The sequence below is a fragment of the Streptomyces sp. LBL genome (assembly GCF_029893585.1).
Classification (GTDB): domain Bacteria; phylum Actinomycetota; class Actinomycetes; order Streptomycetales; family Streptomycetaceae; genus Streptomyces.
Window position 1 is genome coordinate 263,124 of record NZ_JARXYX010000004.1, and the last position, 16,669, is coordinate 279,792.

The 16,669-nt window shown below is 68.3% G+C and carries 14 protein-coding genes; 6 read left to right on the forward strand and 8 right to left on the reverse strand.

What is annotated here, in order from left to right; all coding sequences use genetic code 11:
- Positions 1-217: 217 nt before the first annotated feature.
- Positions 218-409, reverse strand: coding sequence for a hypothetical protein (locus M2271_RS06675; RefSeq protein WP_280886160.1), 192 nt, complete (start codon positions 407-409; stop codon positions 218-220).
- On the opposite strand from M2271_RS06675, the gene M2271_RS06680 reads away from it, so the two are divergent.
- Complete coding sequence (locus M2271_RS06680; RefSeq protein WP_280886161.1) at positions 409-657, forward strand: hypothetical protein; 249 nt, start codon at positions 409-411, stop codon at positions 655-657. The two genes, M2271_RS06675 and M2271_RS06680, sit on opposite strands and share 1 nt — an antisense overlap.
- 61 nt (positions 658-718) lie before the next feature.
- On the opposite strand, the gene M2271_RS06685 is transcribed toward M2271_RS06680, so the two are convergent.
- The 4 genes from M2271_RS06685 to M2271_RS06700 all read right to left on the reverse strand — a co-directional run bounded on the left by M2271_RS06685 (position 719) and on the right by M2271_RS06700 (position 5,173).
- Positions 719-1,555, reverse strand: a complete 837-nt coding sequence (locus M2271_RS06685; RefSeq protein ID WP_280886162.1) for a carbohydrate ABC transporter permease — start codon at positions 1,553-1,555, stop codon at positions 719-721.
- The gene (locus M2271_RS06690) at positions 1,552-2,550 is read right to left on the reverse strand and encodes a sugar ABC transporter permease (protein WP_280886163.1); all 999 of its coding nucleotides are present in this window, start codon (positions 2,548-2,550) and stop codon (positions 1,552-1,554) included. The genes M2271_RS06685 and M2271_RS06690 overlap by 4 nt, the downstream gene beginning before the upstream one ends.
- Positions 2,551-2,552: 2 nt before the next feature.
- The gene (locus M2271_RS06695) at positions 2,553-3,857 is read right to left on the reverse strand and encodes a sugar ABC transporter substrate-binding protein (protein WP_280886164.1); all 1,305 of its coding nucleotides are present in this window, start codon (positions 3,855-3,857) and stop codon (positions 2,553-2,555) included.
- Between the two features lie 74 nt (positions 3,858-3,931).
- Entirely contained in the window at positions 3,932-5,173 is a 1,242-nt protein-coding gene (locus tag M2271_RS06700; RefSeq protein ID WP_280886165.1) for an aminotransferase class V-fold PLP-dependent enzyme, read from the reverse strand.
- A 218-nt stretch (positions 5,174-5,391) separates the two neighbouring features.
- Between M2271_RS06700 and M2271_RS06705 the strand changes: the two genes are divergently transcribed.
- The gene (locus M2271_RS06705) at positions 5,392-6,108 is read left to right on the forward strand and encodes an FCD domain-containing protein (protein ID WP_280886166.1); all 717 of its coding nucleotides are present in this window, start codon (positions 5,392-5,394) and stop codon (positions 6,106-6,108) included.
- Between the two features lie 34 nt (positions 6,109-6,142).
- Here M2271_RS06705 and M2271_RS06710 read toward each other — a convergent pair whose 3' ends face one another.
- Positions 6,143-6,454, reverse strand: coding sequence for a hypothetical protein (locus tag M2271_RS06710; RefSeq protein ID WP_280886167.1), 312 nt, complete (start codon positions 6,452-6,454; stop codon positions 6,143-6,145).
- Between M2271_RS06710 and M2271_RS06715 the strand changes: the two genes are divergently transcribed.
- On the forward strand, positions 6,422-6,769 hold the full coding sequence (locus M2271_RS06715) for a DUF4158 domain-containing protein (RefSeq protein WP_280886168.1): 348 nt from the start codon (positions 6,422-6,424) through the stop codon (positions 6,767-6,769). The two genes, M2271_RS06710 and M2271_RS06715, sit on opposite strands and share 33 nt — an antisense overlap.
- 1,016 nt (positions 6,770-7,785) lie before the next feature.
- Here the strand turns inward: M2271_RS06715 and M2271_RS06720 are convergent.
- Positions 7,786-9,075: a citrate synthase gene (locus M2271_RS06720; RefSeq protein WP_280886169.1), complete on the reverse strand. Its 1,290-nt coding sequence runs from the start codon at positions 9,073-9,075 to the stop codon at positions 7,786-7,788.
- A gap of 415 nt (positions 9,076-9,490) precedes the next feature.
- A complete protein-coding gene (locus M2271_RS06725; RefSeq protein WP_280886170.1) occupies positions 9,491-11,770 on the reverse strand; it encodes an ATP-dependent RecD-like DNA helicase in 2,280 nt (759 codons plus the stop codon).
- Between the two features lie 205 nt (positions 11,771-11,975).
- Here M2271_RS06725 and M2271_RS06730 point away from each other — a divergent pair, with 205 nt between their 5' ends.
- Genes M2271_RS06730 through M2271_RS06740 form a run of 3 tightly spaced genes read left to right on the forward strand, consistent with a single transcriptional unit; the run spans position 11,976 to position 16,613 of the window.
- Positions 11,976-13,052, forward strand: a complete 1,077-nt coding sequence (locus M2271_RS06730) for a LacI family DNA-binding transcriptional regulator (RefSeq protein ID WP_280886171.1) — start codon at positions 11,976-11,978, stop codon at positions 13,050-13,052.
- Positions 13,049-14,677 carry a sugar ABC transporter ATP-binding protein gene (locus tag M2271_RS06735; RefSeq protein WP_280886172.1) on the forward strand — a complete coding sequence of 543 codons (1,629 nt, stop codon included), beginning with the start codon at positions 13,049-13,051 and terminating at the stop codon, positions 14,675-14,677. Before M2271_RS06730 ends, M2271_RS06735 begins: the two co-directional genes overlap by 4 nt.
- A complete protein-coding gene (locus tag M2271_RS06740; RefSeq protein ID WP_280886173.1) occupies positions 14,667-16,613 on the forward strand; it encodes a substrate-binding domain-containing protein in 1,947 nt (648 codons plus the stop codon). The genes M2271_RS06735 and M2271_RS06740 overlap by 11 nt, the downstream gene beginning before the upstream one ends.
- The last annotated feature ends 56 nt before the right edge of the window (positions 16,614-16,669 follow it).

Below are 16,669 nucleotides of genomic sequence, written 5' to 3' on the forward strand. Positions count from 1 at the left end.
ATCACCTCTGACGGCGGCACGCTATCCGTGCGCGCCCTGCCTGTCCCAGCCGGACGGCCGCGACCCCCGGGAAAATGCCGGGCGAATATCCCCTGGCCCCAGCACCTGGTCGGTGAAGTCGGCCTGCAAGATCGCCGAACGCTCGTGGAGGTAGTCGGCGTAGCGCGACTACCTCAACCCGTTGTCGGCAGCGTTTCCGAACCGGTGAGCCAGGCAGTCACACTCCCGTCCTGCCGTCAGGGCTCATCACCACCTTCGACGGGCCCTCGCCGACCTGCAGGTCGGCGACGACTCCCCCGCGCACGGCGTCGACGACCGTGACCGTGTCCCGGCCACGGTTCGCGACCCAGAACTGCTTGCCGTCGGCGGTGAAACTGCGTCCGGTTCCGAGGAGACCGGGGATCAGCAATGGTCTCCGGCTACCCGACCACATTCAACGCCGGGGGCGAGGCGCTTGTGCTGGGTCTACAGCTCGATGTCGAGCCGTTCCACGTCGGTGAACTCCACGCCCAGCCCGTGCGCGCGGCTGTTGTTGGCGCGGAAATACATCTGCGCGAGGCCGTCGGCCGCGATCTGCTGGTGCTGCTGCTCGTTGGCGCCCTGCTCACGGGCGGTGAACAGGCGGTCGGCCCACTGGGGCGGCAGGGCCTGGGGTGATCACGTGGACGGCGTCAGGAGAAGAAACCTCGATCACGGACATGACGACTTGCCGTCTCTCTCAGCCCTTTACCGCACCGGAAGTGAGCCCCTGGACGATGTGGCGGCTGGCGAAGGCGAACAGCACCATCGTGGGCAGGATGGTGAGGACCGCCGCCGCAGACATCGAACCCCAGTCGATGTTGAAGCTGGAGATGAACCCGTTCAGGGCCGTGGGGACGGTCTTGTTCCTGTCGCTGTTCATCAGCGTCACCGAGAGAAACAGCTCGTTCCAGCAGTTGACGAAGTTGAAGATGAACGCGGCGACGACCCCGGGGCGCATCACCGGCAGCAGCACCCGGAACAGCGCCCCGAACCGGGACAGGCCGTCGATCATGGCGGCCTCCTCCAGCGCGTCCGGGATGTTCTCGAAGAAGCCGCGGAGCATCACCGTGCAGAAGGGGATGCACACGGCGATGTAGACGAGGATGAGCCCGAGCCGGTTGTCGACCAGTTTGAGGTCGGTCATCAGCAGGTACAACGGCCCCAGCGCGATGAAGGTCGGAATCATCTGGGTGACCAGGGCGGCCATCAGCAGCGCGGACTTGGTGCGGAACTCGAAGCGGGCCAGTACGTACGCCGACAGCATCGAGATCGCCGTGGCCATCGCGCCCGCGACGGTGGCGACGAGGAGGCTGTTGGTGAGGTAGACGCCGAAGTCGGCCTTGCCGAACAGGCCGCTGTAGTTCTCCAGCGAGAAGTGCTCGGGCCAGTAGGCGATCGGGTAGGCGAAGATGTCGCCGGGCGCCTTGAGCGAGGTGATGGTGATCCAGTACAGGGGGAAGACGGTGAAGACCAGCCACAGCCCCAGGAAGGCGAACTTGATGGCCCGGCCGGCCGTGGACTCCTTGCCGATCACGGCTTCACCTCTCGTTTGTCGTTCCGCTTCTCGCGCGTGGCCAGAAGGTAGAAGACCGCGAACACCAGCAGCGTGGCGACCACAATGAGGCCGAGCGCCGAGGCCTTGCCGTAGTCGCCCTGCTGGGTGATCTTGATCATCCAGGTGGTCACGATATGCGTCTCGTTGTTAGGTCCGCCGCCGGTCATTCCGAAGATCAGGTCGGGGAAGTTGAAGATCCAGATGATCCGCAGCAGCACGGTCAGCGCGAGCGTGACCCGGATGTACGGAATGGTGATCTGGAACAGCGTGCGCACCTTGCCGGCACCGTCGAGTGCCGCCGCCTCGTACAACTCGTCGGGGACGGACTGCAGCGCGGCCAGGATCATGATCGCGAAGAAGGTGACGCCGTACCAGACGTTGGCGACGAGCACGGCGAACATCGCCTTGTGCGGGTCGGCCAGCCAGGCGACCGGCTCGTCGATCAGACCGGCCTTCTGCAGCAGGTCGTTGACGACGCCGAACTCGCTGTTGAACAGCCAGCGGAAGAGGATGCCGATGAGGAACCCGGAGATCGCCCAGGGGAAGAAGACCAGCGCCTGGTAGAGGCCGCGGAAGCGGAACCTGCGGCGCAGCCACAGGGCGAGGGCGAAGCCGATCACCAGCTGGGGCACGATCGACCCGAACACCCAGATGGCGGTGTTGGCAAGGACGGTGTCCCAGGCGGGGTCGGCGAAGACGTCGCGGAAGTTCTTCACGCCCACCCAGGAGGTGTCGGTCAGGTCCGACAGGTTCCAGTGACGGAAGGCCATCTGACTTCCGGCGATCATCGGGTAGTACGTGAAGACCGCCACGAAGATCGCGGCCGGGGCCATGAAGACGGCGATGAGGAAGCCCCGCCGGGAGGTGAACTCCGGCTTGCGGCGGCCTTGTTCGGCGTTGCGGGTGGGCGGGGCGCCTCCCTTGCGGGAGGGGCCCGCCGTGTTGGTTTTCGTCGTTGTGGACGCGGCAGGCATGCCTACTTCTCCTGATCCCACTTCTTGGTCCAGTACGCGTTCCAGCCGGCCAGCAGCGCCTTGGGCGTCGTCTTGCCGAGCACCATCTTCTGCACGTCGGCGTCAGCCATCTGCTGCCACTCGGTCCACCAGGTGACCCCGCGCGGCTGGCTGACGCTGAGGTACTTCTCCGGGTGCTCCGTCATGGTGACGTAGCTGGACCAGGGGCCGGTCTTGTAGAACGACTCCTCGGTGGCCGACTTGAGGATCGGCACCAGGCTGTTCTTCTTGGTGAAGGTCGTCGACGCCCCGCCCTCGGACAGGAACTCGACCAGCTTGACCGCCTCGGCCTTGTGCTTGCTGCCGTCCGCGATGCCCCACCCGGCGGTGGCCAGCGGCTGGACGGTCTTGCCGCTGGGTCCTGCCACCAGCGGGGCGGTGTCCCACTGGTCCTTCGCGATCGCCTTGGACTCCGCGACGGTGGCGATCACTTCGGGATCCTGGAGCAGGAAGGCCGTGGAGCCGTTGGAGAAGCCCTCGACCATCTCCGGATAGCCCCACGAGACGGACGACTTCGGCGATGCCTGCTTGAAGAGCTTGAGGTAGGTCTCCATGGCGTCGAGGGCCTCGGGGGCGGAGAAGATCGTGCTGCCGTCCTTCAGCTTGAAGCCGTTGGTGGGGTCGATCCTGTCGGCGACGTACGCCTCGATGACCGCGGTGGCGTTGCTGTTGGCGTTGGCTCCGCCGCGGAATGCGTAGCCGTACCGGCGCTTGGCCGGGTCGTGGATGGCGGAGGCCTGCTTCAGCAGTTCGTCCCAGGTGGCCGGCGGCTTGCTGAAGCCGGCCTCCTTGATCAGGTCGGTGCGGTAGAAGAGGCTCAGGCCGTAGAAGCCGTACGGGACGAAGTAGGTCTTGCCCTCGGCGTCCTCGGAAGCCTTGACGGCGTTCTCCGTCATGGCCTGCCAGCCCTTCCAGCCGGTGAGGCCCTTCTTCATGTCGTAGAGCCAGCCGTTGTTCGACCATGGGCCCACGGTGGTGTCGCGCACTTCGAGGGTGTCGACGCCGCTGCCGGACTGGAGCATCTGCTGGATCTTCTGGTCGGCCTGCTCGGTGGGCGGCGAGATCAGATTGACCTTGATCTTGGGGTTCTGCTTTTCGAAGTCCGCTATGAGGTCCTTCAGCAGGTCCGTGCGGGCGGGGTTCGTCAGGCTCTCGACCATGTTGAGGGTGACCGCTCCGCCGCCCCCACCGCCGCTCATGGTGGAGCAGCCGGTCAGGACCAGCGCGCTGGCCGTGCCTAGGGCGAGTACTGCCGTCCTTCTTCTCATTTTCGCCGACCTCTTCCTTGGATATGGCCGCGCCGGCGGCGGCTTCGGGGACAGGGGGTTGCGGTATCGCGCAGCTACGACGCGTCGGGCTGTTCGCGGGCCGCGCGGGCCCACTCACCGAGGACGGGGACGCACTCCTCGGCGAAGTGCTCGTAGTCGGCGGCGGTGTTGTAGACGTGCGCGGACAGACGGAGATAGCCGGTGCCGCCGAAGCTGGTGAAGGCCGTCTCCACACCCAGCTCGCGGGCCGCCCGGTCGCGCAGGGCGTCGGCCTCGATGCGGCTGGCAGCCAGCCCCGCCGGCAGTCGGACCAGCCGCATGCCGGGGATCGGCATTCCCACGTCAACAGTGCTGGAGGCGCCGGTCAGTTCGGCGAAGGCGGCGCCGACGACGCGCTCGGCGTAGCCGGCCAGGTCGTCCATGTACTGGCGGGCGGTCCCCCAACCCCAGGTGCGCTCGATGAAGTCGAGCGCCGTCGGCGCCGCGAGATAGCTGGTCGCGTCGACCGTGCCCTGCTGGTCGAAGCGGTCGGGATAGGGATCGGCGGCGCCCCACGAGTCGATCAGGGGGTAGAGCCGCTCGCGCAGAGCGCCGCGGGCGACCAGCGCGGCGGTGCCACGCGGTGCGCAGCCCCACTTGTGCAGGTTGCCGACCCAGAAGTCGCACGTGACACCGTCAAGCGGGGCGGCGATCAGACCGGGGGCGTGCGCGCCGTCCACCAGTAGCGGGATACCGCGCTGCTGAGCCTCAGCGCCGATCCGCTCCACCGGCATCCGCCGTGCGGTCGCCGAGGTGATGTGGTCAAGGACGATGAGGTCGGTGGCCTCGCTGAACTCGGCGGCCACGGCCTCGTACGCCTGCTCCTCGTCCGCGTCCAGCGGCACCTTCGCGGTGCGTACCCGGCCGCCCCAGCGGCGTGCCAACCGCTCGGCGCCCATGGTCACGGCGCCGTAGCCGTGATCGGTGACGACGATCTCGCCACCGCGGCGGCGAGGGAGGCCGGCGTACACCACGCTGGCGCCGGCGCTCGCGTTCGGCACCAGGGCGAGGGCGTCCGGGGCGACCTCCAGGAAGGCGGCGAGCTCGACGCGGGTGGCGGCGATCCGCTGCGGCAGTGCCGGGAACCACACCACCGGGGAGCTGTCCATCTCCGCGCGCAACTGGTTCTGCCGCTCCTGTGCTCCCGAGGGGACCGCCCCGAACGAGCCGTGGTTCAGGTGCTTCATGGCCGCGTCCAGCGACCACGCTTGGGCTGCCGGCCGGCCGTCGGCCAGCAACAGGGGGCGCGGGGCGGTGGTGACCTCGGTCTCGCTCACATCACTCCATATCTGCGGACTCGGATAGGCAAGTCATCGGATGACTGGTGAGGGACATCTGATGTCTCGGTATCCTGGCACCGCATTTTCCGGATGCACAAGGGCCTTCGAGGGAAAGTCATCAGATGAGTCTTGGCCGATACACACAAGACATCTGATTACTCGCTACAGTGCGATGCGGGCCCCGGCGAGTCACCGGCCCGCAGGGGAGGAATCGGATGTCCGCAGTCGACAGGGCGTTCCACGGCCTACGCCACATGATCGCGACGAGCCGCCTGGGCGCGGGAGAGCGCATCCCGCCCGAAGCGGAGCTCTGCGAGGAACTCGGTGTCTCACGCGGATCGTTGCGCGAGGCCGTGCGGATGCTCGCGGCCCTGGGAGTGATCGAACCACGGCACGGCTCCGGCACCTACGTCTCCCAGCTCAGACCGGAGGACGTCATCGGCAGCCTCTCGCTGACCGTCGAACTCCTGCCCTTTCCCGGACTGCTGGAGGTGTACGAGATCCGGCGGGTCCTGGAGGCTCATATCGCGGCCAAGGCGGCCGCGCGCCGAACCCCCGAGACGGTACGGACGCTCTTCTCCCTCATCGACGCCATGGAAACCACCGACGACCCCGCCGAGGCCTCGGACCTCGACCACCGCTTCCACGCGGAGATCGCCCGGGCCGCCGGAAACCCCGCCGCCGCCTCTCTGCTCGCGGTCTTCCGCGCCCGCTCCCGCAAGTACCAGATCTTCACGCTCCCTGAGGGCCCGGAGTTGCGGCGCAAGAGCGACGAGGACCACCGCGTGCTGGCCACCGCGATCGCCGACCGCGACCCGGGCGCCGCCGCCGGCGCGGCCGAGGCCCACGTCGCCCAGACCGAGCGATGGCTGCGCGCCCTCATGCCGCCCGTGGAGGAGGACGGCAGCTTGGCTGACGACACCCCGAGCTGACGGGCTCGGTCGTCGGCGGTCCTGCCCGGCGACGTCAGCGGACGTTTCGCCGGAATGTCTGGAGATTCGTGAGGAGGAGAGCGAGGGTCTCCAGACCCGGGAAGTGGCCGCCGCGGGGGAGCTCCGTCCAGTGGACGATGTTGTTGGTCCGTTCGGCAAGATGCCGTACGGGCACGGAGGTGTCGGCTGGGAAGAAGGCCAGGCCGGTGGGTGTGGAGGAGGGTGCGGTGGCGCAGGCGAAGCCCCGTGCCCGCGCGGCCTGGACAACCCCGAACAGGTGCCCGCCATCGTGGTCGACTACGTCGCCGAGTAGTTGCGACTGGATGCCGCGGAGTTCGTCGGCCACGGCACGGAAGAGACCCGCTGGGATCACCAGGACCAGATACACGAGGGGCACGGGTACACGAAGTTCGAGTTCGGCCAGTGGTTCGCGCTGGCCCGCTCGATGTACCAGCGGGCGTGGATCGGCTCGGAGCGCCCGACGCTGCTGTTCGACCTGGTCGCCAAGCGGCTGGTGGACAAGAAGGTCGTGCTGCCCGGGGTGACCCTGCTGGAACGGCTGGTCTCGGGCTCGCGTGAGCGCGCCGAGAAACGAAACCGATCGTCGGGTCATCGCTCACCCGTACACTCTGGCGGCCCCGACTGGTGTCAAAACTTCTGACAGCAACACCGGTTTCCTGGTCCGTTCCTACTCGGACCCCAGGGTCCGAGCCGTTGTGCTCGCCTGCGGGCGCCGCTACTTCTGATCGGAGGCGCAGAGTTCCTTGTCGATCAGGGTGTTCTGAGCGTCCGACGTCTGCTCGCAGGTAGTGATGCACGGGCAGACCGTGCTCCTCGCCGACGCCGAAGGCGCCGTCGGCCAGCGCTGCGGTGATACTGGGATTACGACAGGGAAGCACGCAGACTCCACCGTGAGTCACGACCACCTCGCGGTGACCCAGAAGTTTGCGGCTGCGCGCATTCTGATGCCCGACCCCCCTGGAGTCCAGCGCCACCCTCACATAAGCTCTTCACAAGGCTCGCGCATCATCCTTACGCTTGGGCCTCGATTTGCCGCATCCGTGGTCTTGCGTATCTATCGGACATATGCAAGAGACGCAGATCACAGTGGTGTGAACGTAACCATCGAAGGGATTCGAAGGTCTAAGTTGACAGTGTCAGGCAGCGTCTTGGGGGGCGTTCCCTGGCATCCGAGGATGTCTTGGGGGACTTCCTCGGAAATGCGTTGCCGGGGCACGTACACCGGGAAGCTTTGAGCGGCCCTCCCGGCGTGCGCTGTCCCGGCAGACCGCACCGAGGAGTAGTACGAGCAATTTTGCTCGTTCTGCTCAACGGCAGTACCGAGCTTTACCGCAAGACAGCGATTCAGGCGCTGGTTCCCACAGACGCCCGGCCGGATCCCGTGGGGGGAATCCGCACCGGGACTGGGAAGGCGCCCTGGTCGTCGGCCCGTGGGGGGACCGGCGCTGGGGCGCCTTCCGCATGTCACCGCCAGGCGGGCATCCGGTCGGCACCCGAAGATCCGCAGCCGGCTGAAGCCGTACTCCGGCACACGACGAAGGCCCCGCACCCGGCCGAAGCCGTGCACGGGGCCCTGATGTGACGAACGACTCACCGCCTCCGAGAGCGCGGCGCCGCGACGGGGCACCGGTGAAGCGGCGCCCTCACCGGCAGGTGTCAGCGCCCCTCGACCGGAACGAAGTCGCGCTCGACCACGCCCGTGTAGATCTGGCGCGGGCGGCCGATGCGGGAACCCGGCTCCTTGATCATCTCGTGCCACTGGGCGATCCAGCCCGGCAGGCGGCCGAGGGCGAAGAGGACCGTGAACATCTCGGTCGGGAAGCCCATGGCGCGGTAGATCAGGCCCGTGTAGAAGTCGACGTTCGGGTAGAGGCTGCGCGAGACGAAGTAGTCGTCGGAGAGCGCGTGCTCCTCCAGCTTGAGCGCGATGTCCAGCAGCTCGTCGGACTTGCCGAGAGCCGAGAGGACATCGTGCGCCGCCGCCTTGATGATCTTGGCGCGCGGGTCGAAGTTCTTGTAGACCCGGTGACCGAAGCCCATCAGGCGGACGCCGTCCTCCTTGTTCTTCACCTTGCGGATGAAGGAGTCGACGTCGCCGCCGGAGTCGCGGATGCCTTCCAGCATCTCCAGCACCGACTGGTTGGCGCCGCCGTGCAGCGGGCCCCACAGCGCGTTGATGCCGGCGGAGATCGAGGCGAACATGTTCGCCTGCGAGGAGCCCACCAGACGGACCGTGGAGGTCGAACAGTTCTGCTCGTGGTCCGCGTGCAGGATGAGCAGCTTGTCCAGCGCGGCGACGACAGTCGGGTCGGGGTCGTAATCCTGCGCCGGGACCGAGAAGGTCATGCGGAGGAAGTTCTCGACGTAGCCCAGGTCGTTGCGCGGGTAGACGAACGGGTGACCGATCGACTTCTTGTACGCATACGCGGCGATCGTCGGAAGCTTGGCGAGCAGCCGGATCGTCGAGAGGTTGCGCTGCTTCTCGTCGAACGGGTTGTGGCTGTCCTGGTAGAAGGTGGACAGCGCGGAGACCACCGACGACAACATGGCCATCGGGTGGGCGTCGCGCGGGAAGCCCCGGTAGAAGTTCTTGACGTCCTCGTGCAGCAGGGTGTGCTGCGTGATGTCGTTCTTGAAGACGGTGAGCTCGTCGACAGTAGGCAGCTCGCCGTTGATCAGCAGATAGCCGACCTCCAGGAAGGTGGAGCGCTCGGCCAGCTGCTCGATCGGGTAGCCCCGGTACCGGAGGATGCCCGCCTCACCATCGAGGTAGGTGATGGCGGATTTATAAGCGGCGGTATTCCCGTAGCCGCTGTCCAGAGTCACCAGACCGGTCTGGGCGCGGAGCTTCCCGATGTCGAAGCCCTTGTCGCCGACGGTGCTGTCGATCACCGGGTAGGTGTGCTCGCCGTCGCCGTACCGCAGTACTACAGAGTTGTCGCTCACGTCATCCCTCACCGACGTTGTGCCTCTTCTTCGAGGTTGCCCTGACTGTCTCTACCATCCCCCATTTGGCGCAGAAGAGTGCACTCGGGGTCGGCCGTTGGGCGTATTGGCGGCACTGAGTGCCGCCAACCTGGCCATCCTGCCCCTCCCGTACCCGCTTCCGGAAGAGCTCTGTGACCGACATGACTCATTTGATCGATCATTTTTTGCGATGTCGGTCGCGAGCAGCCCGCCGAGAGGATCAAAGGACGCAGCCCGCCGAGGAGGTCGGAGCCGTCAGCCCACCAAGGACGTCCGAGCCCGTCAGCCCACCAAGGACGTCCGAGCCCGTCAGCCCGCCGAGGAGGTCGGAGCCGTCAGCCCACCAAGGACGTCCGAGCCCGTCAGCCCGCCGAGGACGTCCGAGCCCGTCAGCTCACCGGCCCGAGAGCCGGAAGTCCAGTGCCGTGCAGCGCCGTCCCGCCGACACCGTGCGCACCGCCTGGCCGATCGCCTTGCGCGAACCGACCAGGACGACCAGCTGCTTCGCCCGGGTGACCGCCGTGTACAGCAGGTTCCGCTGCAGCATCATCCAGGCGCTGGTGGTGACCGGGATCACCACGGCCGGATATTCACTTCCCTGTGAACGGTGGATGGTCACCGCGTACGCGTGCGCCAGTTCGTCCAGTTCGTCGAATTCGTACGAAACCTCCTCGTCCTCGTCCGTCAGCACGGTGAGGCGCTGGTCGACAGGGTCGAGCGAGGTGACCACGCCCACGGTGCCGTTGAAGACACCGTTGGCGCCCTTCTCGTAGTTGTTGCGAATCTGGGTGACTTTGTCGCCGACCCGGAAGACCCGGCCGCCGAACCGCTTCTCGGGCAGCTCCGGGCGGCCCGGAGTGATCGCCTGCTGGAGAAGACCGTTGAGGGTGCCGGCGCCGGCCGGTCCCCGGTGCATGGGCGCGAGTACCTGCACGTCCCGGCGCGGATCGAGCCCGAACCGGGCCGGAATCCGGCGGGCCACCACGTCGACGGTGAGCCGGCCGACCTCCTCCGTGTCGTCCTCGACGAAGAGGAAGAAGTCCTTCATGCCGTCGGTGACCGGGTGCTGCCCGGAGTTGATCCGGTGCGCGTTCGTCACCACGCCGGACTTCTGGGCCTGGCGGAACACGCGCGTGAGGCGCACGGCGGGGATCGGACTGCCGTCGGCGAGCAGATCGCGGAGCACCTCTCCCGCGCCGACGCTGGGGAGTTGGTCGACGTCCCCGACGAACAGCAGGTGCGCGCCCGGGGGCACGGCCTTGGCCAGCTTGTTCGCGAGCAGCAGGTCCAGCATGGACGCCTCGTCGACCACCACCAGGTCGGCGTCGAGGGGGCGGTCCTTGTCGTAGGCCGCGTCGCCGCCGGGCTTGAGCTCCAGCAGTCGGTGGACGGTGGAGGCGTCGGCGCCGGTGAGCTCGGACAGACGTTTGGCGGCTCGGCCGGTCGGGGCGGCCAGGACGACCTTCGCCTTCTTGGCGCGGGCCAGTTCCACGATCGAGCGGACCGTGAAGGACTTGCCGCAACCGGGGCCGCCGGTGAGGACGGCGACCTTCTCGGTGAGCGCCAGCCTGACGGCCGCCTCCTGCTCGGGGGCCAGCTCGGTCCCGGTGCGCGCGACGAGCCAGCCGAGCGCCTTGTCCCAGGCCACGTCCTTGAAGCCGGGCATGCGGTCCTGGTCGGTGCGCAGCAGGCGCGACAGCTGGGCGGAGAGGGAGAGTTCGGCGCGGTGGAAGGGGACGAGGTAGACGGCGGTGACGGGCTCCGAGTCGCCGTCGGGACCGGGAACCTTCTCCCGTACGACACCGGGATCCTCCCCCTCCTCAGGGGGCGCCGCCAGCTCGGCGAGGCACTCGATGACCAGACCGGTGTCGACCTGGAGCAGCTTCACCGCGTCGGCGATCAGCCGTTCCTCGGGGAGATAGCAGTGGCCCTGGTCGGTGGACTGCGACAGGGCGTACTGCAGGCCCGCCTTGACGCGCTCCGGGCTGTCGTGCGGGATGCCGACGGACTGGGCGATCTTGTCGGCGGTGAGGAAGCCGATGCCCCAGACGTCGGAGGCCAGTCGGTAGGGCTGGTTCTTCACGACCGAGATCGAGGCGTCGCCGTACTTCTTGTAGATGCGGACCGCGATCGACGTGGACACCTCGACGGTCTGGAGGAAGAGCATGACCTCCTTGATCGCCTTCTGTTCCTCCCAGGCGTCCGCGATCTTCTTGGTGCGCTTGGGGCCGAGTCCGGGGACCTCGATCAGGCGCTTCGGCTCCTCCTCGATGACCCTCAGGGTGTCCAGGCCGAAGTGCTGGGTGATGCGGTCGGCGAAGACCGGACCGATGCCCTTGACCAGCCCGGAGCCGAGATAGCGGCGGATGCCCTGGACGGTGGCCGGCAGGAGCGTCGTGTAGTTCTCGACGGTGAACTGCTTGCCGTACTGGGGGTGTGAGCCCCAACGGCCCTCCATGCGCAGGGACTCGCCGACCTGGGCGCCGAGCAGCGCACCGACGACCGTGAGGAGGTCGCCGCCGCCCCTGCCGGTGTCGACGCGGGCGACCGTGTACCCGTTCTCCTCGTTGGCGTACGTGATCCGCTCCAGGACGCCCTCGAGCTCCGCCAGTCGCCGCTCCCCCGCCTGTGGGGAGTTCCCCGTCTGCCGGGAGTTCCCCGTCTGATTGGACATGATCCGACGCTACAGCCGGGGTGTGACATCACGATCCGGTCTCGGGGTCTTGCCTTCCGCCGTGTAATCGATTCCAATCCTTCAGGTGGGTCGATGTAATCGATTCCACGAGTCGAGTGAATTGCGCGAGTTGTACGAGTTGCGCGAACTGCGCACGTTGCGCGAGTTCACAAGCCCACGAGTTCCACAAGGAGGTGGAGCGGCGATGGCGAGCATCAAGGACGTCGCTGCCGAGGCGGGGGTCTCCGTCGCCACGGTCTCGCGTGTCCTGAACGACCATCCGTCGGTCAGCGCGGACGCACGCACGCGTGTGCTGGCCGCCGTCGAGACGCTGGGCTACCGCCCGAACGCCGTCGCCCGGTCGCTGCGCACCGACCAGACCCACACCCTCGGCCTGGTCATCAGCGACGTACTCAACCCGTACTTCACCGAGTTGGCCCGCTCCGTCGAGGAGGAGGCCCGCGCGCTCGGCTACAGCGTCATCATCGGCAACGCCGACGAGCGGCCCGACCTCCAGGACCACCACGTACGGAACCTGCTGGACCGCCGGATCGACGGTCTGCTCGTCTCCCCCACCGACGGCGGCTCCCCGCTGATGCTGGACGCCGCGCGCGCGGGGACGCCGATGGTCTTCGTGGACCGGTGGATTCCGGGCCTGGACGTGCCGGTCGTGCGGTCCGACGGACGGGCCGCCGTACGGGACCTCGTCACGCACCTGCACGGGCTGGGTCATCGCAGGCTCGCCATCATCGCGGGGCCCGCAGCGACCACGACCGGGCGGGAGCGTGTGGAGGACTTCCGCGAGGCGCTCGGCGCGTACGGGCTCCAGCTCCCCGACGCCTACACGGGCCAGGGCGACTTCCAGGCCGCCAGCGGGCGGCGGGTCACCGAGGGCTTCCTCGATCTGCCCGAGCCGCCCGAGGTCGTCTTCGCGGCGGACAACCTGATGGCCCTCGGTGCGCTGGACGCGATCCGCGCGCGCGGGCTGCGCGTTCCGGACGACATCGCGCTGGCCGCGTTCGACGACATCCGCTGGTTCGTCCACACCGATCCGCCGATCACCGCGATCGCCCAGCCCACGGGCGAACTGGGCCGCGCCGCCGTGCGCGCGCTCGTCGACCGCATCGAGGGGCGGCCTCCCGAGTCCGTCACCCTCCCCGCCCGTCTCGTCGTACGCCGCTCGTGCGGCGAGTCCGCCGGCGAGTCCCGCGGCGAATCCCGCCGCGAACCCACCATCAAGTCCCCCGTCGAGTCCCCCGTGACGAACAGGAGCCAGTCGTGAGCAGCCCGGACGAGTTGCTGCGCATCGAAGGCATACGCAAGACCTTCCCGGGTGTGGTCGCGCTCGACGGCGTCGACTTCGACCTGCGCCGGGGCGAGGTGCACGTACTCCTCGGTGAGAACGGCGCGGGCAAGAGCACCCTCATCAAGATGCTCTCCGGCGCCTACACGCCCGACGGCGGGCGGATCCTGGCCGGCGGCGAGGAGGTACGCATCCATGGTGCGCAGGACTCCGAGCGCCTCGGGATCGCCACCATCTACCAGGAGTTCAACCTCGTTCCCGATCTGACGGTGGCCGAGAACATCTTCCTGGGGCGGCAGCCGCGCCGCCTGAGGATGATCGACAAGAAGAGGATGGAGGCCGACGCGGCCGTCCTCCTGGAGCGCGTCGGGGTGAACGTGTCGCCCCGCGCGCGGGTGCGTGAACTCGGTATCGCGCGCCTTCAGATGGTCGAGATCGCCAAGGCGCTCAGCCTGAACGCGCGCGTGCTGATCATGGACGAGCCGACCGCCGTGCTCACCTCCGAGGAGGTCGAGAAGCTCTTCGCGATCGTGCGCACCCTGCGCGAGGACGGTGTCGGCATCGTCTTCATCACGCACCACCTGGAGGAGATCGCCGCGCTGGGCGACCGGGTGACGGTCATCCGGGACGGCAGAAGCGTCGGCCAGGTGCCCGCGACCACGCCCGAGGACGAACTCGTACGCCTCATGGTGGGCCGGTCGATCGAGCAGCAGTATCCGCGGGAACGGGCCGACAGGGGCACGGACCGGGGCTCTGACCCGGGCTCTGACCGGGGCTCTGACCCGGGCACCGCGTTGCTCTCCGTCGAGGGACTCACGCGCGACGGCGTCTTCCACGACGTCAGCTTCGAGGTGCACGCCGGTGAGGTCGTCGGTGTCGCGGGGCTGGTCGGGGCCGGGCGTACGGAGGTCGTACGGGCCGTGTTCGGGGCGGACCGGTACGACCAGGGGGCCGTGAAGGTCGCCGGTTCCGCGCTGCGCCGGCACGACGTCAACGCGGCGATGGCGGCCGGCATAGGTCTGGTCCCCGAGGACCGCAAGGGCCAGGGGCTGGTGCTGGACGCGTCCGTCGAGGACAACCTCGGGCTGGTGACCCTGCGTGGCGCGACCCGCGCCGGGCTCGTCGACCTCAAGGGGCAGCACGAGGCCGCCGAGCGGATCGCCGGGCAGCTCGGAGTACGGATGGCCGGACTCGGCCAGCACGTACGGACGTTGTCCGGCGGCAACCAGCAGAAGGTCGTCATCGGCAAGTGGCTGCTGGCCGACACCAAGGTCCTCATCCTCGACGAGCCGACGCGTGGCATCGACGTCGGCGCCAAGGTCGAGATCTACCAGCTGATCAACGAACTGACGGCCGCCGGTGCCGCCGTCCTGATGATCTCCAGCGACCTGCCCGAGGTGCTCGGCATGAGCGACCGGGTGCTGGTGATGGCCCAGGGCCGGATCGCGGGCGAACTCTCCGCCGACGAGGCCACCCAGGACGCGGTCATGGCCCTCGCGGTGAGCAACCCCAACCTCACTCCTGCTCCCCCTTCCCCTTCCACTTCCACTTCCCCTTCCACTCCCACCACCATTACTGAACCGGAGGCCGGCCGTGGCCGCTGACACGCTCAAGAGCGGGGCGGGCGCCGGTGGCGCCGCGGCGGTCCGCCGTCTGCTCCTCGACAACGGCGCGCTCACCGCGCTGATCGTCCTCGTCGTCGCCATGTCGGCGCTGTCCGGGGACTTCCTGACCACCGACAACCTGCTGAACGTCGGCGTCCAGGCGGCCGTGACCGCCATCCTCGCCTTCGGTGTCACGTTCGTGATCGTCTCGGCCGGCATCGACCTGTCGGTCGGCTCGGTGGCGGCCCTGTCGGCCACCGTGCTGGCCTGGAGCGCCACCTCCCACGGCGTACCGGTCGCGATAGCGGTCGTGCTGGCCGTCGCCACCGGCATCGCCGCCGGTCTGGTCAACGGCTTCCTCGTCGCGTACGGCAAACTGCCCCCGTTCATCGCGACGCTGGCCATGCTGTCGGTGGCCCGGGGTCTGTCGCTGGTGATCTCCGAGGGCTCCCCGATCGCCTTCCCGGACTCGGTCTCGCATCTGGGGGACACGCTCGGCGGCTGGCTGCCGGTGCCGGTGCTCGTGATGGTGGTGATGGGGCTCATCGCCGCCTTCGTGCTCGCCCGGACGTACATCGGCCGTTCGATGTACGCGATCGGCGGCAACGAGGAGGCGGCCCGCCTCTCCGGGCTGCGGGTGAAGAAGCAGAAGCTCGCGATCTACGCCTTCTCCGGCGTGTTCGCCGCCGCCGCGGGTGTCGTGCTCGCCGCCCGGTTGTCCTCGGCGCAGCCGCAGGCCGCCGACGGGTACGAGCTGGACGCGATCGCCGCGGTCGTCATCGGCGGTGCCTCCCTCGCGGGCGGTACCGGCAAGGCGTCCGGCACGCTGATCGGCGCGCTGATCCTGGCGGTGCTGCGCAACGGGCTGAACCTGCTCAACGTGTCGGCGTTCTGGCAGCAGGTCGTCATCGGTGTCGTCATCGCGCTGGCGGTGCTGCTGGACACCCTGCGCCGCAAGGCGGGGGCGACCACGGTGGCGTCCGGTACGGGCAGCAACAAGGGCAGGCAGACGGCGACGTACGGACTCGCGGCGGTGGTCACCGTGGCGATCGTCGGCGCGACCTCGTTCCTGCACAACGGCACCTCCTCGGCCTCGGCCCCGAAGATGGGCCTGTCGCTGTCCACCCTCAACAACCCGTTCTTCGTGCAGATCAGGGCGGGCGCCCAGGCCGAGGCGAAGAAGCTGGGCGTGGACCTGACCGTGACCGACGCGCAGAACGACGCCTCCCAGCAGGCCAACCAGTTGCAGAACTTCACCAGCGCCGGCCTGGGCGCGATCATCGTCAACCCGGTGGACTCGGACGCGGCGGGCAACTCGGTCAAGGCCGCCGACAAGGCGAGGATCCCGGTGATCGCGGTCGACCGCGGCGTCAACCAGGCCACGGTGGACGCGCTGGTCGCCTCCGACAACGTGGCCGGCGGCGAGCTCGCGGCGAAGACCGTCGCCGGGAAGCTGGGCGGCCAGGGCAAGATCGTGATCCTCCAGGGCCAGGCAGGCACCTCCGCCGCCCGGGAACGCGCCGAGGGCTTCGCCAAGGGGCTGAAGGCCTACCCGGGCATCCAGGTGGTGGCCCAGCAGCCGGCCGACTTCGACCGCACCAAGGGCCTCGACGTGATGTCGAACCTGCTCCAGGCGCACCCGGACGTCCAGGGCGTCATCGCCGCCAACGACGAGATGGCCCTCGGCGCGGTCAAGGCGCTGGGATCCAAGGCCGGTACGTCGGTCTCCGTCGTCGGCTTCGACGGCACGCCGGACGGCCTCACCGCGGTGAAGGCGGGCACGCTGTACGCGTCCGTCGCGCAGCAGCCGAGCCAGCTGGGCAGAATCGCCGTGGACAACGCGCTCAGGGCCGTTCAGGGCAAGAAGGTCGAGCAGACGGTGAAGGTGCCGGTGAAGGTGGTCACGAAGAAGAACGTGGCCGGCTTCAGCGGCTGACATCGGCGAACGGGCGGGCGGTTGCCTTCGGTCATCTCCGGGGACGACCGCCCGCC